This is a genomic window from Streptomyces sp. NPDC058955, from assembly GCF_042741435.1.
Classification (GTDB): domain Bacteria; phylum Actinomycetota; class Actinomycetes; order Streptomycetales; family Streptomycetaceae; genus Streptomyces.
This window is the reverse complement of sequence record NZ_JBHYKM010000069.1, coordinates 1-20,936: the sequence shown is the minus strand read 5'-3', so window position 1 is coordinate 20,936 and position 20,936 is coordinate 1. Positions and strand designations below refer to the sequence as shown.

Annotated in this window: 25 protein-coding genes; 12 read left to right on the top strand and 13 right to left on the bottom strand. The window is 73.1% G+C overall.

Going from position 1 to position 20,936, the window contains the following annotated elements; all coding sequences use genetic code 11:
* Nucleotides 1–197 precede the first annotated feature (197 nt).
* Nucleotides 198–596, top strand: coding sequence for a DUF1330 domain-containing protein (locus ACFW1I_RS24225; protein ID WP_384673463.1), 399 nt, complete (start codon nucleotides 198–200; stop codon nucleotides 594–596).
* Here ACFW1I_RS24225 and msrA read toward each other — a convergent pair.
* Both msrA and ACFW1I_RS24215 read right to left on the bottom strand, forming a co-directional pair.
* Nucleotides 536–1,195: a peptide-methionine (S)-S-oxide reductase MsrA gene (gene msrA, locus ACFW1I_RS24220; protein WP_384673461.1), complete on the bottom strand. Its 660-nt coding sequence runs from the start codon at nucleotides 1,193–1,195 to the stop codon at nucleotides 536–538. The genes ACFW1I_RS24225 and msrA overlap by 61 nt on opposite strands.
* Nucleotides 1,196–1,273: 78 nt before the next feature.
* Nucleotides 1,274–2,380: a hypothetical protein gene (locus tag ACFW1I_RS24215; RefSeq protein WP_384673458.1), complete on the bottom strand. Its 1,107-nt coding sequence runs from the start codon at nucleotides 2,378–2,380 to the stop codon at nucleotides 1,274–1,276.
* A gap of 72 nt (nucleotides 2,381–2,452) precedes the next feature.
* Here ACFW1I_RS24215 and ACFW1I_RS24210 point away from each other — a divergent pair, with 72 nt between their 5' ends.
* Complete coding sequence (locus tag ACFW1I_RS24210; protein ID WP_384673456.1) at nucleotides 2,453–3,607, top strand: cystathionine gamma-synthase; 1,155 nt, start codon at nucleotides 2,453–2,455, stop codon at nucleotides 3,605–3,607.
* A gap of 211 nt (nucleotides 3,608–3,818) precedes the next feature.
* Here the strand turns inward: ACFW1I_RS24210 and ACFW1I_RS24205 are convergent, their stop codons facing one another.
* The 4 genes from ACFW1I_RS24205 to ACFW1I_RS24190 form a co-directional block, all read right to left on the bottom strand.
* Nucleotides 3,819–4,010 (bottom strand): DUF1059 domain-containing protein, encoded by a 192-nt coding sequence (locus ACFW1I_RS24205; protein WP_384673453.1) that lies wholly within the window; start codon nucleotides 4,008–4,010, stop codon nucleotides 3,819–3,821.
* Nucleotides 4,011–4,067: 57 nt separating this feature from the next.
* Nucleotides 4,068–4,316, bottom strand: a complete 249-nt coding sequence (locus ACFW1I_RS24200) for a hypothetical protein (RefSeq protein ID WP_384673450.1) — start codon at nucleotides 4,314–4,316, stop codon at nucleotides 4,068–4,070.
* Nucleotides 4,313–4,768, bottom strand: coding sequence for a sigma factor-like helix-turn-helix DNA-binding protein (locus ACFW1I_RS24195; protein ID WP_384673448.1), 456 nt, complete (start codon nucleotides 4,766–4,768; stop codon nucleotides 4,313–4,315). Before ACFW1I_RS24195 ends, ACFW1I_RS24200 begins: the two co-directional genes overlap by 4 nt.
* Before the next feature lie 64 nt (nucleotides 4,769–4,832).
* On the bottom strand, nucleotides 4,833–5,333 hold the full coding sequence (locus tag ACFW1I_RS24190) for a MarR family winged helix-turn-helix transcriptional regulator (RefSeq protein ID WP_384673445.1): 501 nt from the start codon (nucleotides 5,331–5,333) through the stop codon (nucleotides 4,833–4,835).
* A 146-nt stretch (nucleotides 5,334–5,479) separates the two neighbouring features.
* On the opposite strand from ACFW1I_RS24190, the gene ilvA reads away from it, so the two are divergent.
* The 3 genes from ilvA to ACFW1I_RS24175 all read left to right on the top strand — a co-directional run bounded on the left by ilvA (nucleotide 5,480) and on the right by ACFW1I_RS24175 (nucleotide 8,691).
* Nucleotides 5,480–6,709, top strand: a complete 1,230-nt coding sequence (gene ilvA / locus ACFW1I_RS24185) for a threonine ammonia-lyase (RefSeq protein WP_384673443.1) — start codon at nucleotides 5,480–5,482, stop codon at nucleotides 6,707–6,709.
* A 63-nt stretch (nucleotides 6,710–6,772) separates the two neighbouring features.
* Nucleotides 6,773–7,846, top strand: coding sequence for an ATP-binding cassette domain-containing protein (locus tag ACFW1I_RS24180; RefSeq protein WP_384673441.1), 1,074 nt, complete (start codon nucleotides 6,773–6,775; stop codon nucleotides 7,844–7,846).
* Nucleotides 7,843–8,691 (top strand): ABC transporter permease, encoded by an 849-nt coding sequence (locus ACFW1I_RS24175; RefSeq protein ID WP_384673439.1) that lies wholly within the window; start codon nucleotides 7,843–7,845, stop codon nucleotides 8,689–8,691. The genes ACFW1I_RS24180 and ACFW1I_RS24175 overlap by 4 nt, the downstream gene beginning before the upstream one ends.
* Before the next feature lie 74 nt (nucleotides 8,692–8,765).
* On the opposite strand, the gene greA is transcribed toward ACFW1I_RS24175, so the two are convergent.
* Entirely contained in the window at nucleotides 8,766–9,263 is a 498-nt protein-coding gene (gene greA / locus ACFW1I_RS24170; RefSeq protein ID WP_031013045.1) for a transcription elongation factor GreA, read from the bottom strand.
* Nucleotides 9,264–9,452: 189 nt separating this feature from the next.
* A complete protein-coding gene (locus tag ACFW1I_RS24165) occupies nucleotides 9,453–9,854 on the bottom strand; it encodes a DUF4307 domain-containing protein (RefSeq protein WP_384673436.1) in 402 nt (133 codons plus the stop codon).
* A 97-nt stretch (nucleotides 9,855–9,951) separates the two neighbouring features.
* Here ACFW1I_RS24165 and mca point away from each other — a divergent pair, with 97 nt between their 5' ends.
* The 3 genes from mca (at nucleotide 9,952) to ACFW1I_RS24150 (ending at nucleotide 13,297) form a co-directional block, all read left to right on the top strand.
* Nucleotides 9,952–10,833 carry a mycothiol conjugate amidase Mca gene (mca, locus tag ACFW1I_RS24160; RefSeq protein ID WP_384673434.1) on the top strand — a complete coding sequence of 294 codons (882 nt, stop codon included), beginning with the start codon at nucleotides 9,952–9,954 and terminating at the stop codon, nucleotides 10,831–10,833.
* Nucleotides 10,826–11,068 carry a hypothetical protein gene (locus ACFW1I_RS24155; protein WP_384673432.1) on the top strand — a complete coding sequence of 81 codons (243 nt, stop codon included), beginning with the start codon at nucleotides 10,826–10,828 and terminating at the stop codon, nucleotides 11,066–11,068. Before mca ends, ACFW1I_RS24155 begins: the two co-directional genes overlap by 8 nt.
* 204 nt (nucleotides 11,069–11,272) lie before the next feature.
* Nucleotides 11,273–13,297 (top strand): thioredoxin domain-containing protein, encoded by a 2,025-nt coding sequence (locus ACFW1I_RS24150; protein WP_384673429.1) that lies wholly within the window; start codon nucleotides 11,273–11,275, stop codon nucleotides 13,295–13,297.
* 76 nt (nucleotides 13,298–13,373) lie between these two features.
* On the opposite strand, the gene ACFW1I_RS24145 is transcribed toward ACFW1I_RS24150, so the two are convergent.
* A complete protein-coding gene (locus tag ACFW1I_RS24145; RefSeq protein WP_384673427.1) occupies nucleotides 13,374–13,772 on the bottom strand; it encodes a rodlin in 399 nt (132 codons plus the stop codon).
* A gap of 95 nt (nucleotides 13,773–13,867) precedes the next feature.
* Nucleotides 13,868–14,902 carry an LCP family protein gene (locus tag ACFW1I_RS24140; protein WP_384673424.1) on the bottom strand — a complete coding sequence of 345 codons (1,035 nt, stop codon included), beginning with the start codon at nucleotides 14,900–14,902 and terminating at the stop codon, nucleotides 13,868–13,870.
* A gap of 160 nt (nucleotides 14,903–15,062) precedes the next feature.
* Here ACFW1I_RS24140 and ACFW1I_RS24135 point away from each other — a divergent pair, with 160 nt between their 5' ends.
* The gene (locus tag ACFW1I_RS24135; RefSeq protein ID WP_384673422.1) at nucleotides 15,063–15,248 is read left to right on the top strand and encodes a hypothetical protein; all 186 of its coding nucleotides are present in this window, start codon (nucleotides 15,063–15,065) and stop codon (nucleotides 15,246–15,248) included.
* A gap of 79 nt (nucleotides 15,249–15,327) precedes the next feature.
* Here the strand turns inward: ACFW1I_RS24135 and ACFW1I_RS24130 are convergent, their stop codons facing one another.
* Nucleotides 15,328–15,738, bottom strand: a complete 411-nt coding sequence (locus ACFW1I_RS24130; RefSeq protein ID WP_384673419.1) for a rodlin — start codon at nucleotides 15,736–15,738, stop codon at nucleotides 15,328–15,330.
* A gap of 223 nt (nucleotides 15,739–15,961) precedes the next feature.
* Here ACFW1I_RS24130 and ACFW1I_RS24125 point away from each other — a divergent pair, with 223 nt between their 5' ends.
* Complete coding sequence (locus ACFW1I_RS24125) at nucleotides 15,962–16,372, top strand: rodlin (protein WP_319010284.1); 411 nt, start codon at nucleotides 15,962–15,964, stop codon at nucleotides 16,370–16,372.
* 173 nt (nucleotides 16,373–16,545) lie between these two features.
* Nucleotides 16,546–16,779: a chaplin gene (locus tag ACFW1I_RS24120; protein WP_384673416.1), complete on the top strand. Its 234-nt coding sequence runs from the start codon at nucleotides 16,546–16,548 to the stop codon at nucleotides 16,777–16,779.
* A 75-nt stretch (nucleotides 16,780–16,854) separates the two neighbouring features.
* Here the strand turns inward: ACFW1I_RS24120 and ACFW1I_RS24115 are convergent, their stop codons facing one another.
* Both ACFW1I_RS24115 and ACFW1I_RS24110 read right to left on the bottom strand, forming a co-directional pair.
* The gene (locus ACFW1I_RS24115) at nucleotides 16,855–18,117 is read right to left on the bottom strand and encodes an FAD-dependent oxidoreductase (protein ID WP_384673505.1); all 1,263 of its coding nucleotides are present in this window, start codon (nucleotides 18,115–18,117) and stop codon (nucleotides 16,855–16,857) included.
* Nucleotides 18,118–18,161: 44 nt separating this feature from the next.
* On the bottom strand, nucleotides 18,162–19,469 hold the full coding sequence (locus ACFW1I_RS24110) for an ATP-grasp domain-containing protein (RefSeq protein ID WP_384673415.1): 1,308 nt from the start codon (nucleotides 19,467–19,469) through the stop codon (nucleotides 18,162–18,164).
* A gap of 154 nt (nucleotides 19,470–19,623) precedes the next feature.
* Between ACFW1I_RS24110 and ACFW1I_RS24105 the strand changes: the two genes are divergently transcribed.
* The coding region (locus tag ACFW1I_RS24105) for a glycoside hydrolase family 26 protein (RefSeq protein ID WP_384673412.1) at nucleotides 19,624–20,936 on the top strand (1,313 nt) is incomplete at its 3' end.

Below are 20,936 nucleotides of genomic sequence, written 5' to 3'. Positions count from 1 at the left end.
CGGGACAAGGGCCCCCTCCGCTGCGGAGGGGGCCCTTCCCCGTGCTCAGGCCACCTTGTCGCACAGCGGCTCGACCGAGCCGCGCAACAGGTCCAGCCTCCTGTACCCGGTGGCCGACACCTCCACCCCGCGTCCCCGGCCGGAGCATGACCTCCGACGTCATCGAACCCGCCGCCGCGCCCCGGCAGGCTGGTCCCATGACCGCATACGCGATGGCCAACCTGAGCCCGACACCCGTCCTCGACCCCGAGGTGCTCGCCTACATGGAAGGCATCCAGGCCACCCTGGACCCCTTCGGCGGACGCTTCCTCGTGCACGGCGCACCCCGGCGCGAGGTGCTCGAAGGCGAGTGGCCCGGCGCCGTCGTCATCATCGCCTTCCCGTCGTACGACAAGGCGAGGGCCTGGTACGACTCCGAGCCGTACCAGGCCCTGCTGCCCCTGCGGACCCGCCACATGGCGGGCGACGTGCTGCTGATCGACGGCACCCCCGAGGGGTACGCCCCGGCCGCGACGGCCGCGGCCCTGCGCGCGGCCTACTCCGCCGGCGCCACCCCGATCGGGCAGGAGACGCCGGTGCCGCCGATGCCGCAGTAACCGGCCGGGTTCTTGTCCAGGTACTGCTGGTGGTACGCCTCCGCCGGGTAGAACGGGCGGTCGTCCACCGGGAGGACGGCGGTGGTGATCTCGCCGTAGCCGGAGGCGGCGAGCACCTTCTGGTAGGCGGCCCGGGACGCCTCCGCCGTCTCCGCCTGGGCGGGGGAGTGGGTGTAGACGGCCGAGCGGTACTGGGTGCCCACGTCATTGCCCTGGCGGAAGCCCTGGGTCGGGTCGTGGGACTCCCAGAAGACCTTCAGCAGCGTCTCGTACGACACCTTCGCCGGGTCGAAGACCACCCGGACGACCTCGGTGTGCCCGGTGAGACCCGAGCAGACCTCCTCGTACGTCGGGTTCGGCGTGTAACCGCCCTGGTAGCCGACGAGCGTCGTCCAGACGCCGTCGGTCTGCCAGAACTTCCGCTCGGCGCCCCAGAAACAGCCGAGCCCGAAGTCGGCCGTCTCCAGGCCCTCCGGGTACGGCCCGAGCAGCGGGTTGCCGAGCACCGTGTGGCGCTCGGGGACGGAGAACTCCGGCTCCGGGCGGCCACGCAGGGCCTGCTCCGGGGCGGGCAGCACGGGGGTACGGGACAGGAACATGCGGCATCTCTCCTCGACGCGGACCGGGCAGTCCGCACAACACCGGCGCGCCCACCCCTGTTCCCCGCCGCCGCCCGGTCAGCGCCGCAGCGTCGCCGGGTTCCCGCCGTTCGCCTCGTAGCCGGCCACCGCCAGGTTCCGGTGCAGGGTGTACTCGGCCGCCGGGTCGCCGCTCAGGGTCCAGGGCAGCGCGCCGACGTGGCCGTCGACGTGGACCAGCTGGTGCATCGCCTCGGCCCAGCGCTCGCCGCGGACCAGGAACCACACCAGCAGGTGGCGCACGTGCGCCAGCATCGGGTCGTCGGGGCGGGCCGAGTGGACCGCGTACAGCGCGCCCTCCATCGCCTTGCTCACCACCGCCGTGCGGTAGAAGTCCTGCACCAGCACCACGTCCGGCACGTGCTCGAAGACCGCGAAGAGCGGCAGCGCGGCGAGCAGCGAGCCCTGCGGGGCGCGCGCGGCGGCCGTCGTCGCGAAGTGGTCGGCCTCCTCGCGCGAGCCGTGCCACTTCTCGCACCAGTAGTGCAGCGCCGCCAGGTGCGCGCCCATGTGCCGCGGCGCCCGGTCGATGACCTTCGCCCACACCTGGTCGAACTGCTCGGGGCTGTAGCCCAGTCCGCGGGCGACCGCGAGCTGCGTGATGTACGGGACGGGGTCGCCGGGCGCCAGCAGCGCCGCCTCGTCGGCGACCTTCCGGGCCTCCTCCAGGATGATCCGGAAGTCGTCCGAGCCGGCCGCCGAGGAGCGCCACGCCTGCTGCACCAGGAACTCGGCGTGCACCGCGGCGGCGCCGGCGTCCTTCGGCGCGTCCGAGCGCCAGGCGCGCAGCCAGGCGCCGCCGACGCCGGGCTTCTCGGCGAGCTCCAGGGAGGCCGCCCCGGCGAACGCCTGGACGCGCTGCCAGCGGACCTCGCCGTCCTTCCCGGTCCCGGCGAGCAGCTGCGAGGCGGCCCGCCAGTCCTGGGTGGCCTGCACGACGTCGAGGACGTCGAGGAGATCCCGGTCGGGACCGGGCAGCCGCACGTCCAGCTCCTCCTGGCGGACGAATCCGTACGCCTCCGGATCGGCCGCGTCGGGCGTGCCGGGCGCGACCTGCCGGATGCCGCCGCCGCGGCGGCGCAGCACGTAGGGGCCGAGGACGCCGAAGAGCAGGCCCAGCGCGATCAGGAACCAGAGAATCTCCATGGGTCCATTGTCCAGGACGCCGTCGTGGACGAATCGCGGCGGTGGGCCGCACCCGGCACTACGCTCCTGACCATGAGCGACCAGCACAGCCACCAGAACTTCGAGACCCGCGCCATCCACGCGGGCAACACCGCCGACCCGCTGACCGGCGCGGTCGTCCCGCCCATCTACCAGGTGTCCACCTACAAGCAGGACGGTGTGGGCGGGCTCCGCGGCGGCTACGAGTACAGCCGCAGCGCCAATCCGACCCGTACCGCCCTGGAGGAGAACCTGGCGGCCCTGGAGGGAGGCCGCCGCGGCCTCGCCTTCGCCTCCGGCCTGGCCGCCGAGGACTGCCTGCTGCGCACGCTCCTCGTGCCCGGCGACCACGTGGTCATCCCCAACGACGCCTACGGCGGCACCTTCCGGCTCTTCGCCAAGGTCGTGCAGCGCTGGGGCGTGGACTTCTCCGTCGCCGACACCTCCGACATCGCGTCCGTGCGCGGCGCGATCAACGACCGCACCAAGCTGATCTGGGTCGAGACCCCGTCGAACCCGCTGCTCGGCATCACCGACATCGAGGCGATCGCGGGCGTGGCCCGCCAGGCCGGGGTGAAGCTGGTCGTCGACAACACCTTCGCCTCGCCCTACCTCCAGCAGCCGCTGGCGCTCGGCGCGGACGTCGTCGTCCACTCCCTCACCAAGTACATGGGCGGCCACTCGGACGTCGTCGGCGGCGCCCTGATCGCGGCCGACGCGGAGCTCGGCGAGGAGCTGGCCTACCACCAGAACGCGATGGGCGCGGTGGCCGGTCCGTTCGACTCGTGGATCGTGCTGCGCGGCATCAAGACCCTCGCCGTCCGGATGGACCGGCACAGCGAGAACGCCACCAAGGTCGCCGACTTCCTGACCCGGCACCCGAAGGTCACGCAGGTCCTCTACCCGGGCCTCGCCGAGCACCCGGGCCACGAGGTCGCGGCCAAGCAGATGCGCTCCTTCGGCGGCATGATCTCGTTCCGCGTCGAGGGCGGCGAGGAGGCGGCGGTCGGCGTCTGCAACCGCGCGAAGCTCTTCACCCTGGGCGAGTCCCTCGGCGGCGTCGAGTCGCTGATCGAGCACCCGGGCCGGATGACGCACGCCAGCGTCGCCGGTTCCGCCCTCGAGGTCCCGGCCGACCTGGTCCGCCTGTCGGTGGGCATCGAGAACGCCGACGACCTGATCGCCGACCTGCGCGAGGCGCTGGGCTGACCCGTACCCCGAACCGGAAGGGGGGCCGGGGGGGGGGGTGCCCCCCCCCGGCCCCCCGCCGGGCGGCGCCGGGCCCGGGCGCCCGGGCCGGGGGCGCCCCCCGACACACTCGGGCCCCCCCCGGGGGGGGTGGTGGGGCGCGCCCCCCGCCCGACGGCGGGGGGGGGGGGGGGGGGCCCCGCCCCCCCGCCGGCCCCCGTGCCGGTGCCGCTCAGGTCCCGGGCAGCGCGTCCTTCAGGCTCGCCCTGACCTCGTCGCGCAGCTCCTGGGTGTCCTGGTGCTCGTGGACGGAGACCGCGTGCTCGGCCGCGGCGCGGACCACTTCCTCCTCCTCGCCCGAGATGTAGAGCGTGCAGCCCGACACGCTCGGGGTGTCCCGGCAGTCGGCGGCTTTCCTGGTCATGTCGGCCTCCTGCGATCCGGTTCCGACCGACCCCCTCCATCCAGGCTAGGGCCGTCGTCACGGCCCGGCGAACGGCGGCGTCGTCGCCGCCGGCGGCGCCTCCCACGGGCGGGCCTCCACCGCCCAGACCGTGAAGCAGAGCGCCGCGATCCCGGCCAGCACCCCGCCGGCCCGCCGCAGCACCCGGCGCCGCCGCCGCACCCGGCCGCCGCGCTCCGCCGCCCGCGCCCCGAACCCGGCCGGCACCGGAGGGTGCGGGGTGTCGAGCAGCCGCCGGACGGCCGCCTCCTTCTCGCCGTGCCTCACGCCGCCTCCTCCGACCGGCCCGCCACCCGCATCCGGGCCACCGCGCGGGCGCACACCGCCCGGATCCGGGCCTCCGGGAGCCCGAGCAGCGCGGCGGTCTGCTCCTCGGGCACGCCCTCGTACAGCCGCAGCACCAGCACCAGCCGCTCGGCGGGGGTGAGGGCGCCGAGGATCCCGCCGCGGCCGGTGCGGTGGCGCCAGGCGGTCCGGGCGAAGCGGAGCGCCAGCTCGTCCCGGGTGAGCGCGTACGGGTCCTCGTCGCCGCCCCGGTCGAGCACCGCGTACGTGTGGGCGAGGGCGGCGGTCAGCAGGGCGTGGGCGTACGGGTTCCGGGCCCGGGTCTCGGCGGTGAGCAGCGTGGCGACGTGCAGCAGCCGCCCTGCGGCGCCCGCCACGAAGGCGTCGAACTCCCCGGCGCGGGCGGCGTGTTCGGATCGGCTCCGGTTCCCCATCCCTCATGTATGGGTCCGGGGCGGAGCGGGGTCAACCCCCGTGCGCGGGTCTCCCCGCGCGGGGTCAGCCGCTCTGCGGGGAACCGGTGGCGGCGCCCTGGCGGGCGGAGAGCGCCGCGTTGAAGCGGGTGAGCAGGGAGCAGAAGGAGGTGCGCTCGTCCTCGGTCCAGCCGTCGGTGACCTCGGCCATCAGCGTGCGCCGCGAGGAGCGGACCTCCTCCAGGCGGTCGAGGCCGCGCGGGGAGAGCTGCAGGACGACCGCGCGGCCGTCCTCGGGGTGCGAGGTCCGGCTGACGAGGCCGGAGTCGACGAGCGGGGCGACCTGGCGGGTGACGGTCGAGGAGTCGATCCCCATGCCCGCCGCGAGCGCCTTGACGCCCATCGGCCCTTCCTGGTCGAGCCGGTTCAGGAGGAGGTAGGCGGCCCGGTCCATGGAGTTGCGGAGCTGGCCGGTGCCGCCGAGGCGGGTCTGCTCGGCCCGGCGGGCGAAGACGGCCACCTGGTGCTGGAGGGCATCGAGGAGACCGGGATCAAGCTCAGTCGTCATGTCCTGAGATGTGGGCATGGCTGGGGGGCTCTCTCGTGCGGGGGTGGTCGGTGTGGGGGACAGAGTACGCGGACGGGAGGGGCTCCGTACCGGCCGTGCGCAAACCCGTTCCGGGACCGCGGTCCGCGCGGCCGCAGGGCCGGTGAGCTGCGAGACTTGGGGTCATGACCTTCGGTACGCGACGCCCCTTGCACCGCCTGATGCTCGACGACGTGCGCGGGGCGCAGAAGATGCTGGCGGGGGTGGCCCGGACGACCGCCCTGGAGGGCAGCCGCCATCTGTCCTCGCTGGTCGGGGCGCCGGTGCTGCTCAAGTGCGAGAACCTGCAGCGGACCGGCTCGTTCAAGCTGCGCGGCGCGTACGTGCGGATCGCCGGGCTCCGGCCGGAGGAGAAGGCGGCCGGGGTGGTCGCCGCCTCGGCGGGGAACCACGCGCAGGGCGTGGCGCTCGCCTCGCGGCTTCTCGGTGTGCGCGCGACCGTGTTCATGCCGGTCGGGGCGCCGCTGCCGAAGGTCGCGGCGACCCGGGAGTACGGCGCCGACGTGCGGCTGCACGGGCACGTGGTGGACGAGACGCTGGCCGCGGCGCAGGAGTACGCGCGGGAGACCGGCGCCGTCTTCATCCACCCCTTCGACCACCCGGACGTGATCGTCGGCCAGGGCACGGTGGGCCTGGAGATCCTGGAGCAGTGCCCGGAGGTGCGCACGATCGTCGTCGGCATCGGCGGCGGCGGGCTGGCGGCCGGCATCGGCCTCGCGGTGAAGTCGGTCCGCCCGGACGTGCGGATCGTGGGCGTGCAGGCGGAGGGCGCGGCGGCCTATCCGCCGTCGCTGGCCGCCGGGCACCCGGTGGTGGTCGACTCGCCGGTGACGATGGCCGACGGGATCAAGGTGGGGCGGCCGGGGGACGTGCCGTTCGCCCTGGTCCAGGAGTACGTGGACGAGGTGCGCACGGTCTCGGAGGACGCGCTCTCCTCGGCGCTGCTGCTCTGCCTGGAGCGGGCGAAGCTGGTGGTGGAGCCGGCCGGGGCGAGCCCGGTGGCGGCGCTGCTGAGCGACCCGGAGTCGTTCCGTGGCCCGGTCGTCGCGGTCCTGTCGGGCGGCAACGTGGATCCGCTGCTGCTCCAGCGGATCCTGCGGCACGGCATGGCGGCCGCCGGGCGCTATCTGAGCCTGCGGCTGCGGGTGGCGGACCGGCCGGGGGCGCTGGCGACGCTGCTCGCGGTGCTGACGGTGGTGGACGCGAACGTGCTCGACGTCAGTCACGTGCGGACCGATCCGCGGCTCGGGCTGACGGAGGTCGAGGTGGAGCTGCACCTGGAGACGAAGGGGCCGGAGCACTGCCGGGAGGTGGAGGGGGCGCTGCGGGAGGCGGGCTACACGGTCCTGGCCTGAGCACGGCGCCGCCCACTGTCCTAGGATCGGCAGAAATGCCCGAAATGATCCGGGAGTGTGGACATGCCAGGCGCGATCCACGCCGAGGGACTGGTGAAGACCTTCGGCGACGTCACCGCTCTGGACGGGGTGGACCTCGACGTGCCCGAGGGCACCGTCCTCGGTCTGCTCGGTCCCAACGGAGCGGGGAAGACCACCACCGTACGGGTCCTGACGACCCTGCTCAGGCCCGACAGCGGCACCGCCACGGTCGCCGGGGTCGACGTCCTGAGACACCCCAACGAGGTCCGCCGCTCCATCGGCCTCTCCGGCCAGTTCGCCGCCGTCGACGAGTACCTCACCGGCCGCGAGAACCTCCAGATGGTCGGCCGGCTCTACCAGATGAAGGCGCGGGCCGCGAAGGCCCGGGCCGACGAGCTGCTGGAGCGGTTCCGCCTCGACGACGCCGCCGACCGCCCCGCCAAGACGTACTCCGGCGGCATGCGCCGTCGCCTCGACCTCGCCGCCGCCCTGGTCGTCTCCCCGCCCGTCATGTTCATGGACGAGCCGACCACCGGCCTCGACCCCCGCAACCGCCAGGCCCTGTGGGACGTCATCAAGGAACTCGTCTCCGGCGGCACCACCCTCCTCCTCACCACCCAGTACCTGGAGGAGGCCGACCACCTCGCCCACGACATCGCGGTGGTCGACCACGGCAAGGTCATCGCCCGCGGCACCTCCGACCAGCTCAAGGACCGCACCGGCGGCGAGCGCGTCGAGGTCGTCGTCCACGACCGCGACGCCATCGCCCCCGCCCGCGCCGTCCTCGCCCGCTACGGCCCCGGCGAACGCGGCCTCGACGACGTCTCCGTCGAGGACCACACCCGCAAGCTCACCGTCCCCGTCACCGGCGGCGCCAAGCTGCTCGCCGAGGTCATCCGCGACCTGGACGCCGTCGGCGTCGAGATCGACGACATCGGCCTGCGCCGCCCCACCCTCGACGACGTCTTCATCTCCCTCACCGGCCACGCCGCCGCGCGCGAGCAGTACGACGAGAACGGGAACGAGAACGGGAACGGGAACGGGACCGGGACCGGGACCGGCGCGGACCGGCCCCCCGCCCGGGGCCGCAAGCACCGGAAGGAGCCCACCGCGTGACCACCCTCACCGACACCGCCCCGCACGTCCCCGCACCCCGCGGCGGGATCGTCCAGTCGATCGCGGACTCCCTCGTCGTCACCCAGCGGAACCTGATCCGCATGACCCGGATCCCGGAGATGGTCATCTTCGGACTGATCCAGCCGGTCATGTTCGTGGTCCTGTTCAGCTTCGTCTTCGGCGGCTCCATGAGCGTCGGCGGCAACACCGACCCGGTCGTCTACCGGAACTTCCTGATGGCCGGCATCTTCGCCCAGACCGTCACCTTCGCCACCGCCGGAGCGGGCGCCGGCATCGCCGACGACATGAGCAAGGGCCTCGTCGACCGCTTCCGCTCGCTCCCCATGGCCCGCGGCGCCGTCCTCACCGGCCGCACCCTCGCCGACCTCGTCCAGACCGCGCTCACCCTCGTGGTCCTCGCGATCGTCGGCCTCCTCGTCGGCTGGCGCATCCACGAGGGCGTCCCCAAGGCGCTCGGCGCCTTCGCCCTGCTGCTCCTGCTCGGCTACGCCTTCTCCTGGATCGGCGCCCTCATCGGCCTCTCCGTCCGGACCCCGGAGGCGGCCACCTCCGGCGGCCTGATCTGGCTCTTCCCGGTCACCTTCGTCTCCAACGCGTTCGTGGACCCCAGCCAGATGGCCGACTGGATCCGGCCCATCGCCGAGTGGAACCCCTTCAGCGCCACCGTCCAGGCGTGCCGCGAGCTCTTCGGCAACCCCGGCGTCGTCCAGTCCGACGCCTGGCCCATGCAGCACCCCGTGTGGGCCTCGCTCCTCTGGTCGCTGCTGATCATCGCCGTCTTCCGCACCCTCTCCGTCCGCAAGTACCGCTCCGCCTCCGCCTGAGCGGCAGCCGGAACGTCGAAGGGCCGGCCCCCTCGGGGGGACCGGCCCTTCGCACGTACGGAAAAGGGGGAGCCTCAGCCGGTGTACGGCTTCGCGCTGAGGATCTTCACCATGGCCTTCTTGCCGTTCGGCAGCTCGTACTCGGCGTCGTCGCCGGCCTTCTTGCCGTTGACGCCGATACCGAGCGGCGACTGCGGCGAGTAGGTCTCGATGTCACCGCTCGCGTACTCGCGGGAGGCGAGCAGGAAGGTCATCGTGTCGGACTCGTCGCCGTCGAAGGCGATCGTCACGACCATGCCGGGCTCGACGACGCCGTCGTCCGCCGGGGCCTCGCCGACCTTGGCGTTCTGCAGCAGCTGGGTGAGCTGGCGGACCCGGAGCTCCTGCTTGCCCTGCTCCTCCTTGGCCGCGTGGTACCCGCCGTTCTCGCGCAGGTCGCCCTCCTCGCGCGCGGCTGCGATCTTCGCGGCGATCTCGGTACGCGCGGGACCAGACAGGTACTCAAGCTCGTCCTTGAGCTTGTTGTACGCCTCCTGGGTGAGCCAGGTGACGTTGTCGCTGGTCTGGGTCACAGGTGCTCCTCGTAGGTACTGGGAATACAAAGCATCGCCCTACGCGGAAAACCCTCGCTTCCCGGGTGGGCGAAAGCACGAGCCTAACAATGAGTGGCGGAAAGCGGGAGGACATAAACCATCGGGATGGCGTCGCTCCAGGTCACCGCGGCGACCCGCCGGAACTCGCTCCCCCTCCCCTACCCACCGCTACCGCGCCGTACACCCCATGAGCTCGGCACTGGTCGCGCGGGCGGTGGTCCGCAGGGAGTAGACGCGGTCGACGCGGGTGCCCGGCTCGGCGACCGTCACGTCCTTGCGGGCCACCTCGGCGCCGTCCTCGGAGCGGGACCGGAGCGTGCACACGCCCTCGACGCCCCGGTCCTTGCGGACCTCCAGGTGCACCTGCACCTCGGTGTCGCTCACCACGTCGAACTTGATCATCTCGGCGCTGATCTCGCTGTCGACCACGTAGTGCCAGCCGAACCAGCCGATCATGGCCAGGAAGAGGGTGCCGAGGACCGCTCCGACGACCTTCAGCTTCCGGTCGGCCCGCTCGTCCGCCGAGCGCCCGTAGCGCCCCTCGGGCAGCTGCTCTCGCACCGCTGTCATGTATCGGTCCTCTCGGGGCGGGGGCGCGGAATTTTCCTCCCCCCGATTCCGTCACTATAGAGACCACCCTCCGCGACGAATCACCGAGGATCGAGTCTTGACTGAGCAGCTGCGACTGATGGCCGTTCACGCCCACCCCGACGACGAGTCGAGCAAGGGCGCGGCGACCATGGCCAAGTACGTGTCCGAGGGGGTGGACGTCCTCGTGGTGACGTGCACGGGTGGCGAGCGCGGCTCGGTCCTGAACCCCAAGCTCCAGGGCGACCCCTACATCGAGGCGAACATCCACGAGGTCCGCCGCAAGGAGATGGACGAGGCCCGGGAGATCCTGGGCGTCGAGCAGGAGTGGCTCGGCTTCGTCGACTCCGGCCTCCCCGAGGGCGACCCGCTGCCCCCGCTCCCCGAGGGCTGCTTCGCCCTGGAGGACGTGGACCACGCCGCCGGCGAGCTGGTCCGCAAGATCCGCTCCTTCCGTCCGCAGGTCATCACGACCTACGACGAGAACGGCGGCTACCCGCACCCCGACCACATCATGACCCACAAGATCACGATGGTGGCCTTCGACGGTGCGGCCGACGCCGACGCGTTCCCCGAGGCCGAGTACGGCCCCGTCTTCCAGCCGCAGAAGCTCTACTACAACCAGGGCTTCAACCGGCCGCGCACCGAGGCGCTGCACCAGGCCCTCCTCGACCGGGGCCTGGAGTCCCCCTACGGCGAGTGGCTGCAGCGGTGGAGCGAGTTCGAGCGCAAGGAGCGGACGCTCACCACCTTCGTCCCGTGCGCCGACTTCTTCGAGACCCGCGACAAGGCCCTGATCGCCCACCGCACCCAGATCGACCCCGACGGCGGCTGGTTCCGCGTCCCGATGGAGATCCAGAAGGAGGTCTGGCCGACGGAGGAGTACGAGCTCAGCAAGTCGCTGGTGCCGACCTCCCTCCCCGAGGAAGATCTCTTCGCGGGCATCCGCGACAATGCCTGACATGAGCGCACACCTCGCACTGACGCAGCTGGTCCCCTTCGCCGCCGAAGAGCTGGACAAGAACAAGGTGACGCCGGGCGTCCTCGGCTTCGTCGTCTTCGCCGCCCTGGCCCTCGCGGTCTGGGCGCTGATGAAGTCGATGAACCGCCACATGAACCGCGTCTCCTTCGAGGAGGCCCCCGACCCGGCCGAGGCCGGCAAGGGCGGCACGAAGGCGCCCGCCGCCTCGAAGTAGCGGCACGGGGGGGCCGCGCCCCCCCCGGGCGGGGCGCCCGGGGCGCCGGGGGCCCCCGCGGGCCCCCCGGGGCCCCCGAGCACCCCCCCCCCCCCCCCCCCCCCCCCCCCCCCCTTGGGCGGCAGTAGGGCCCCCCCCGCTTGTAATTCGCGCCCCTCCGGCCCCACCCCCCGGGGACCGGGCCGACTGCGGCAGGATGGCCCCATGGCGAACCGACTGGCCCATGAGACCTCCCCCTACCTCCTCCAGCACGCCGACAACCCGGTCGACTGGTGGCCCTGGTCCGCCGAGGCGTTCGAGGAGGCCCGCCGCCGCGACGTCCCGGTCCTCCTCAGCGTCGGCTACAGCTCCTGCCACTGGTGCCACGTGATGGCCCACGAGTCCTTCGAGGACGAGGCCACCGCCGCGGTGGTCAACGAGCACTTCGTCGCCGTCAAGGTCGACCGCGAGGAGCGGCCCGACGTCGACGCCGTCTACATGGAGGCCGTGCAGGCCGCCACCGGCCAGGGCGGCTGGCCCATGACCGTCTTCCTCACGCCCGACGCGGCGCCCTTCTACTTCGGCACCTACTTCCCGCCGGAGCCGCGCCACGGCATGCCGTCCTTCACCGAGGTCCTCGAAGGCGTCCACACCGCCTGGGCCGAGCGGCGCGGCGAGGTCGCCGAGGTCGCCGACCGGATCGTGAAGGACCTCTCGGGCCGCTCCCTCGCCGTCGCCGGCGACGGCCTCCCCGGTGAGGAGGAGCTCGCCGCCGCGCTGCTCGGCCTCACCCGGGAGTACGACGCCACCCGCGGCGGCTTCGGCGGCGCGCCCAAGTTCCCGCCGTCGATGGTCCTGGAGTTCCTGCTCCGCCACCACGCCCGCACCGGCTCCGAGGGCGCCCTCCAGATGGCCGCCGACACCTGCGAGGCGATGGCCCGCGGCGGCATCTACGACCAGCTCGGCGGCGGCTTCGCCCGCTACGCCGTGGACCGCGCCTGGGTCGTCCCGCACTTCGAGAAGATGCTGTACGACAACGCGCTGCTCTGCCGCGTCTACGCCCACCTGTGGAAGGCGACCGGCAGCGACCTGGCCCGCCGGGTCGCCCTGGAGACCGCCGACTTCATGGTCCGCGAACTCCGCACCCCCGAGGGCGGCTTCGCCTCCGCGCTCGACGCGGACTCCGACGACGGCACCGGCCGGCACGTCGAGGGCGCCTACTACGCCTGGACCCCGGCCCAGCTGGAGGAGGCCCTCGGCGCGGACGACGCCGCCCTCGCCGCCCGTCACTACGGCGTCACCGAGGACGGCACCTTCGAGCACGGTGCCTCGGTCCTCCAGCTCCCCCAGGAGGCGGGCCCCGCCGACGCCGGCCGGATCGCCTCCATCCGCACCCGGCTGCACGCGGCCCGCGAGCGGCGCGAGCGCCCCGGCCGCGACGACAAGATCGTCGCCGCCTGGAACGGCCTCGCGGTCGCCGCCCTCGCCGAGACCGGCGCCCTCTTCGACCGCCCCGACCTGGTCGAGCGCGCCACCGAGGCCGCCGACCTGCTGGTCCGCCTCCACCTCGACGACGGCGGCCGGCTCACCCGCACCTCGAAGGACGGGCGGGCCGGCGGCCACGCGGGCGTCCTGGAGGACTACGCCGACGTCGCCGAAGGCTTCCTCGCCCTCGCCGCCGTCACCGGCGAGGGCGCCTGGCTGGACTTCGCCGGCCTCCTCCTGGACCACGTCCTCGACCGTTTCACCGGCGAGGGCGGGGCGCTGTACGACACGGCCCACGACGCCGAGGCCCTCATCCGGCGCCCCCAGGACCCCACCGACAACGCCACCCCGTCCGGCTGGACCGCCGCGGCCGGAGCACTGCTCTCGTACGCGGCCCACACCGGCTCGGAGGCCCACCGGACCGCCGCCGAGGGCGCCCTCGGCGTGGTGAAGGCGCTCGGCCCGCGCGCCCCCCGCTTCATCGGCTGGGGGCTCGCCGTCGCCGAGGCCCTGCTCGACGGCCCCCGGGAGATCGCCGTCGTCGGCAACGCCGCCGACCCGGTCTTCCAGGAGCTGCGCCGTACGGCCCTGAGGGCGACCACCCCGGGAGCGGTCCTCGCCGCCGGAGCCCCCGACGGCGAGGAGTTCCCGCTCCTGCGCGACCGCCCCCTGGTCGCCGGGTCCTCCGCCGCGTACGTCTGCCGCCACTTCACCTGCGACGCACCCGTCACCGACCCGGACGCCCTGGCCCGCGCGCTCGGCTGAGCCCCGTGCACGGACACGGCCCCGCCGCCCCTCCGGAGAGGGACGACGGGGCCGCGCCGTGGCCGAGCGGCGTTGCTCAGCTGTTGCCGGCGCCGTTGCCGGACAGCACGGGGATGTCGCTGAGGATGTGCGACAGCGGCTCGTCGCCCTTGGCCTGCGTCGAGTTCTCGACGCACTGCTGGTTCTGCGGGGAGGACAGCACGTTGATGTCCTGCACCGCGATCGGGACGAGACCGACGATCGAGCCGGCGTTGACCTTGGCCGGGAGACCGATGCACGGCTTGTTCAGGGAACCCTGGACGAGCGCGAACTGCGGGCTCATGTCGCCGTAGGTGGCGGAGTTGCCGAACTCCTGGTGCGCGCCGTTGCCGGAGAGCGAGGTGGTGCCACCGTCGTCGGCGATCGCGAGCGCCTGCCCGGCCGTCGCGCCGACGACCGAAACAGCCACCGCAGCGGTCGCGAGGAGCTTCTTCATGTTCTGGCCTTTCGATGACTGGCCCGCGCTGAGTGCCGAGCCGTGCTGATCAACTGGTCGGAGGGTCGGAGGTTCCGGCATGTCCACCGGACGGCCTACGGGCAGATGAGCGAAGAGCCCCGGGCCGGCGCGTAGTCGGCGACGGAGATCTCGCTCGGGGCGACCGCGTCGCCGGGCGGCAGCGGACGGTCCGCGCGGAGCCGGGCGAAGACCTCCGCGGCCCCCTCCTCGTCCCAGCCCACCGTGGACCCGACGCCCTCGACGACCGGGTTGAAGCCGCGTACGGGCACGGTCGCGAACTCGGTACGGGACGGCCCGACGGCCTTCAGCCGGGTGGCGAGCGTGAGCAGTTCGGCCACCGAGACACCGCGCTCGGCGCTCTCCGTCCCGCGCAGGGCCGAGGCGAGCGCGCGCAGCTTCGCCGGGTCCTTGAGGATCCCGCCGGACCGGATCCGGTCCAGCGTGTTGACGACGAACTTCTGCTGCTTGCGGATGCGGCCGAAGTCCATCTCCCCGTCGGCCTTCCGCGAGCGCACGTACTGGAGTCCCTCGCCGCCGCCCACCCGCCGGGTGCCGACCGGCAGGTCGAGCCCGGTCGCCGGGTCCTTCAGCGGCTTGGCCGTGCAGATCGGCACGCCGCCGTCGACCTGGTCGACGGTGTCCATGAACCGCCGGAAGTCGATCTCCAGGTAGCGGTGCACGTCGAGCCCGGTCGCCGCCTCGACGGTCTCGACGGTGAGCGCCGAACCGCCCTCCGCGTGGGCCGCGTTGATCTTCGCCAGGTGCGGGTCGTGGACCTTGCCGGTCCGCAGGTCGGTGTGCGGGCCCGGGAGTTCGGCGAGCGAGTCGCGGGGCAACGACACCACGCTGACCCGGTCGTTCCCGGCGGAGACGTGCACGAGCATCATCACGTCGGTGCAGTCGCAGTCCTGGCCGCCGAGCCGGAAACGTTCCTTCTCGGTGGCGGTGATCCCGTCCCGGGAGTCCGTGCCGACGACGAGCAGGTTCAGTCCCTGGGCGGGGGCGGGGAGTTCGGCGGGACCGCCGAGGGCGGAGGCGAGGGCCCCGGGGGCGAGCGCGAGAAGCGCCGCCGGTACGAGCAGGAGCCGCCGCGGACGCGGAAATCTCATACCCGCACGGTATTTCGAGTCCGTTCGCACAGAGATGCGCGACGCGTCGACGCGTGACTGAATCACTCCGTTGCGATGCTTGTGTAATGATGCGGGAATAGCAGCGGAGGGAGCGAGAATGGCGCCGCCTGATCCCGGTCGTCCCGGGAAATGGGAACGGATGGCCTTCATTCCGAAGAGCCGGTATGTGAGCGAGCCGCCGACCGCCGACCGGATCCGGTCGACCCGGCAATTCCCCGTCTATTCCGCCCTGGTGACCCAGTGGGCCCAGGCCGGCCGGACGGTCCCGGGAATGCCCGACCGGGAATGGGAGCGGCTGATGTCCACTCCCGTCTGGCCGCGCTAGCGACGCGGCGGGACGTGCGAAGGGGCCGCCCCGGCGGGGCGGCCCCTCGACGCGCGGACGTCGCCGGCGAGGCGGGACGTCAGCTGTTGGCCACGCCGTTGCCCGAGAGGATCGGGATGTCCTCCAGGATGTGCGACAGCGGCTCGTCGCCCTTGGCCTGCGTCGAGTTCTCGACGCACTGCTGGTTCTGCGGGGAGGACAGCACGTTGATGTCCTGGACGGAGATCGGGACGAGGCCCACGATCGAACCCGCGTTGAGCTTGGCCGGCAGACCCACGCACGGCTTGTTCAGCGAGCCCTGGACGAGCGCGAACTGCGGGCTCATGTTTCCGTAGGTGGTGGAGTTGCCGTACTCCTGGTGGGCGAAGTTGCCGCTCTTGGAGGTGGTGCCGCCGTCGTCGGCGATGGCGAGGGCGGGGGTGGCCGCGGCGGCGGAGGCGCCGACGATCGAGGCGGCGGCGGCCGCGGTGGCCATGACCTTCTTGATCACGGGAGTTCCCTTCTAGAACCGGCTCCGTGCAGGGAGCCCCCTGATCAACTCGCCCCGGACCGGCGGGTTCCGCCCTGTCACCCCGATGGCGGAGCGCGCGGGGCAGCGCTCGTGGCCGTACCCAGTCGATCGGGTGAAGCGCCGGAACCTCCTCCCCGGCCCGCGTGTTGATCCGGTCGCATCAATCAGGTCGATTGGTGGGAAGAGAAACGGATTCACCGTGATCAAGAAGATGATGACGGCCGCGGCCGTCACCGCTTCGGCCGTCGGCGTCGCCGCCGCGGCCGCCGCTCCCGCGATGGCCATCGCCAACGACGGCGGCACGACCTCCCTCTCCGGGAACGGCGCCCACCAGTCGTTCGGCAACTCGAAGACCAAGGGCGACATGAGCCCGCAGTTCTCGGCCGTCCAGGGCTCGCTGAACAAGCTGTGCCTCGGCGCCCCGGTCAAGGGCAACGTCGGCTCGGTCGTCGGCATCCTCGTCCCGGTCGCGGTCCAGGACGTCAACGTCCTGTCCTCCCCGCAGAACCAGCAGTGCGCGGAGAACTCGACGCAGGCCAAGGGCGACGAGCCGCTGTCGCACCTCGTCGAGGACATCCCGGTCCTCTCCGGGAACGGCATCGGCAACAGCTGATCCGGAAGCGCGCCGCAGGGCCGGAGGAATTCCTTCCTCCGGCCCTGTGTCGTGCGCGCAACGGAGTGAATGCCGGAATCGGATCGGAATTCCCGGTTGCCTTCGCGGAAGCCTGTCGTTGTCCCTGTGTGCAGCGGAGGCCGATCTTCCGCCGCGGAAAGGAACCAGACGAAATGAAGTGCAAGAAGGCTGCTGCCGTCATTGCCGGAGTCATCATGGCCATGGGCGCGGCCACGCCCGCCTTCGCCGACGCCGACGCGCACGGTGCCGCCATCGGTTCGCCGGGTGTCCTCTCGGGCAACGTCGTCCAGATCCCGATCCACGTGCCGATCAACGTCTGCGGCAACAGCGTGAACATCATCGGTGCGCTGAACCCGGCCGCCGGCAACGTCTGCATCAACGCCTGACCCCGGCCGCCGCGACCGCGGACGGCCATGGACCGGCCCCGGGGAGAGCATCCGCTCCCCGGGGCCGGTCCGCGTCTACGCCCCCACCGGCGCGGCCCGGCCGCCGCCGCGGGGCCGGCCCACCACGGGGCCGCCCCGGCCCCCGGCCCGCAGCCGCCGCCGTACCCCCGTCACCAGCCGGCCCGCCGTGTAGCCGGCGCCGAACACGAAGCGCATGGAGGGGCCGTACGAGGGGGCGGTGAGCAGCCCGGCGAGGAAGAGGCCCGGCCAGGACGACTCGAAGAGCGCGCCGGTCTCGGGGGCGCCGGCCGGCCCGACCGTGCGCAGCGCGGACCGCAGCGCCGGGTCCAGGACCCCGGCCCGGTCGAGGGACGGCACGAAGCCGGTGGCCGCGACCACGTGGTCGGTCTCCAGGACGCCCGTCCCGTCCGGGCCCTCGACGTCGAGCCGGAGCCGGTCGTCGCCGGTGACCGCGGCCGCGGTGATCCGGTGGCCGAGGCGCACGTCGCCGACGGCGGCGAACCGCTCGCGCAGCCACCAGGCGCCGGCCGGGCCGAGCGCCGAGTCGAAGATCCGCGCCCGGGTGGCGGCGGGCAGCCGCCGGAAGACGCCCGGGGTGTCGGCGTACAGCTTGTTCCGCCAGCCGCAGCCGAGGCCGGTGTGCGGGGCGCGCAGGGCGGGCCACGGGCCGCGGTCGAGGGCGGGCGGCAGGGTGTTCCAGCGGAGCCGGTCCGCCCGGGCGAGGACCCGGACGGCGGCGGCGCCGGCCTCGACGAGGAGCGCGGCGGTCTCCAGGGCGGCCTGCCCGGCGCCGACGACGGTGACGTCCCGCCCGGCGAGGGCGTCCAGTTCGCCGTGGTGGCTGGAGTGGGTGACGTACCGGCGGGGGAGGTGCCGGAGCGGGCCGGGGACCTCCATGAAGGGGAGCACGCCGACGGCGAGGGCGACCGTGCGGGCCCGTACGGTCCCGCCGTCCTCGGCGGTGAGGAGGAAGCCCTCCGGCGCGGGCGCCACCGAGGTGATCAGCCGCTCGTCGACGGCGGGCACGGCCCGCCGGGCGAACCAGTCGCCGTAGGCGGCGAAGAAGGGGACCGGGAGCGGGACGCCGTGCTCGGCGGGCACGCCCCGGGCCGCCGCGAAGGCGTCGAGCCCGTACGCGCCGGCCGGGTCGGAGAGGTGGGAGGCCCAGGGCTCGGACTTCAGGTACATCCCGGAGGGCATGGCGTGCCAGGACTCCATGGGGCGGCCGAAGGTGACCGGGTCGAGCCCGTGGGCCGCCGCGTGCGCGGCCACCGAGAGACCGTAGGGGCCGGCCCCGACGACCACCAGGTCGTGCACCGGGTGCGCCGTCGTCATCGCGTTCGCCATCGTGTCTTCCGTCTTCATCGCTGGGTGAGCTGGGTGGAGGAGCCGCGGGTCGCCGGGCCCGGCAGCGTGGCCGGGTGCCGGGGCCGGCCGGCCGCGAGCCGCCGCCGCACCGCCGCCAGGGCCCGGCGCAGCAGATGGGCGAGCCAGGCACGGCCCATGGCGAGCGCCGGCACCGGGTCGTCGGCCGCGAACCAGGCGCGCTCGGCGGCCCGCCGGGCGGTGCCCGGCTCGGGGGCGTACCGGCGGCGCGGGGAGGTGAGCAGGGAGAGCGCCGCGTAGTTCTCCACGACGAAGCGGCGGCCGTACGCGGGGGAGTGCGGCGGCACCGGCCGGCCGGTGAGGTCCAGGTGCAGCGCCCGCACCACGTCGAGCCCGGCGGGGTCGGCGAAGAGCCGGAACTGGGCGCCGGGGCGCGGGTTGAAGTCGAGCAGGTGGTACGCGCCGGTGGCCCGGTCGAGCCGGAAGTCGAGGTCGCACACGCCCCGGTAGCCGAGCGCGTCGAGCAGGGCGCGGGCGAGCCGGTCCACGTCCGGGTTGGGCGTCCAGCGGCCGACGGCGGTGAGCCCGGCCCCGTCCGGCCAGGAGCGCTCCTTGCGCCCGGTGGCCCCGGCGGCGCAGCGGCCGGCGGAGTCCGCGTACCCGTGGAAGAACCAGTCGAGGCCCGGCCCCGGCGGCAGCAGCTCCTGGAGCAGCAGCCGGCTGCCGGCCTGCGGGGTGCGCCCGTACAGCTCCCGCACCTCGGCGAGCGAGCGGAGGATCGTCGTACTGCGCAGCCCGGATCCGGTCGGCAGCAGCCAGGGGCGGCTCCACTTGGCGACCACGGGCAGCCCCAGCGCCCAGGCCATGGCGGCGGCCTCGTCGGCGCCGGAGGGGAGTGCGGTACGGGGGTGGGGGAGGCCGAGCGCGGCGCAGGTCGCGGCGAGGGCGGCCTTGTCCGCGACCTTCAGCAGCTGCGCCTCGCTCTGTTCGGGGAGCAGGATCCTGCCCGCGAGGTCGGCGCGGCGGCGGGCCAGCGCGAGGGCGCTGATGTCGTCCAGGGGCACCGCGAGCACGGGATCTGACGGCGTGTCGGTGATCTCGCCGGCGATCCGGAGGAGCAGCGCGGCCAGTTCGGTGGAGGCCGAGGAGGCGGGCCGGGGGTGGGCGGAGCGGACGTACCGGGAGCGGGCGGCGGGGCTGCCGACCGCCTCGACGACCGCGTGGACGGGGACGCCGGCCCGGCCCAGGGAGCGGGCGGCGCCCAGGGTCCCGTGGTGGAAGGGGTTCCGGTCGAGCCGCACGAGGACTGCGGGTACGCGGGTGTCGAAAGGCGGCACGGGCATTTGCCCCTTCATCTCGGGTGCCCCAACTGGGCGATGAAATCCTCTAATGGACTACGGAGCGGAGGGAAGCGGAGTTCACGGTCGGCTCATTAGGAATACTTTCTGAACATCGGAATGACTGATCGTCAAATGGCGTGCGTGTGAAGGAGCGGCCGTGGAACCTGTCGGAGGAACACCGAGAAGAAGACGGACATGGCTGGGGGTGATCACCGCCGGTCTCCTCGCCTCGGGTTCGGTCGTGCTGTCGGCCCCCGCCCACGCCGCCGCATCCCTAACGACGGAGGACCCCGGTCCGACTCTCCCCGCCACCAGCGCCATGGGAGCCTTCCTCGATTCCGGTTCGCTCGGGGTGACCCGGATCGCCCAGCTGCAGCGCTGGCTCGGGGGCCGTGAGCTGCGGGTGGGCCACACGTACCTGCCCGGCGATCTCTGGTCCAACATCGAGGGCCCGCCCGGCTTCCTCGACGCCTGGGCCGACTGGCGCAACTCGAAGACCGACCGGATCTTCGTCCTCAACGTCCCCATGCTGGAACGCAACGAGGCCGGCGTCTCCGACCAGGAGGTACGCCGCCAGCTCCAGCTCGGCGCGGCCGGCTACTACGACCACCACTTCCGCACCCTCGCCCGCCGGCTGGTCGAGGCCGGGGCCCTGGACACGGTCCTCGTCCTCGGCTGGGAGATGAACGGCACCACCTACACCCACCGCTGCGGTCCCGACCCGACCGCCTGGAAGAAGTACTGGAACCGGATCGTCACCACCATGCGGTCGGTGCCCGGCCAGAGGTTCCGCTTCGACTTCAACCCGAGCCGGGGCCTGGACGCGGTGCCGTGGACCGAGTGCTACCCGGGCGACGACGTCGTCGACATCATCGGCATGGACTCGTACGACCAGCCGTCCGGCGCCGATTTCGACCGGCACGTGAACGAGCCGTACGGACTCCAGAAGCAGGTCGATTTCGCGGCCGAGCACGGAAAGCAGATCTCCTACCCGGAGTGGGGGCTCTTCCGGAACGGCGACAATCCGACGTACATGCGGCGGATGCTGGAATGGATCCGCGACCACAAACCGCTGTACCACACGATCACGGACTACTGCCCGCACGGCGTCTGGCAGTGCGACCGGAATCCGCAGTCGTCGCGGGTGTTCCGGGAAATGCTGTACGGGGTGGAGCCGTCGGTGCCGGTGGATCCGGTGGACCCCGTGGACCCGGTGGACCCCGTGGACCCCGTGGATCCGGTGGATCCGGTGGACCCCGTGGACCCGGTTGACCCTGTCGACCCGGTGGATCCGACCAAGCCTGAGCCGAAGCCTGAGCCGAAGCCTGAGCCGAAGCCTGAGCCGAAGCCTGAGCCGAAGCCCGAGCCGAAGCCTGAGCCGAAGCCTGAGCCGAAGCCTGAGCCGAAGCCTGAGCCGAAGCCTGAGCCGAAGCCTGAGCCGAAGCCTGAGCCCAAGCCTGAGCCGAAGCC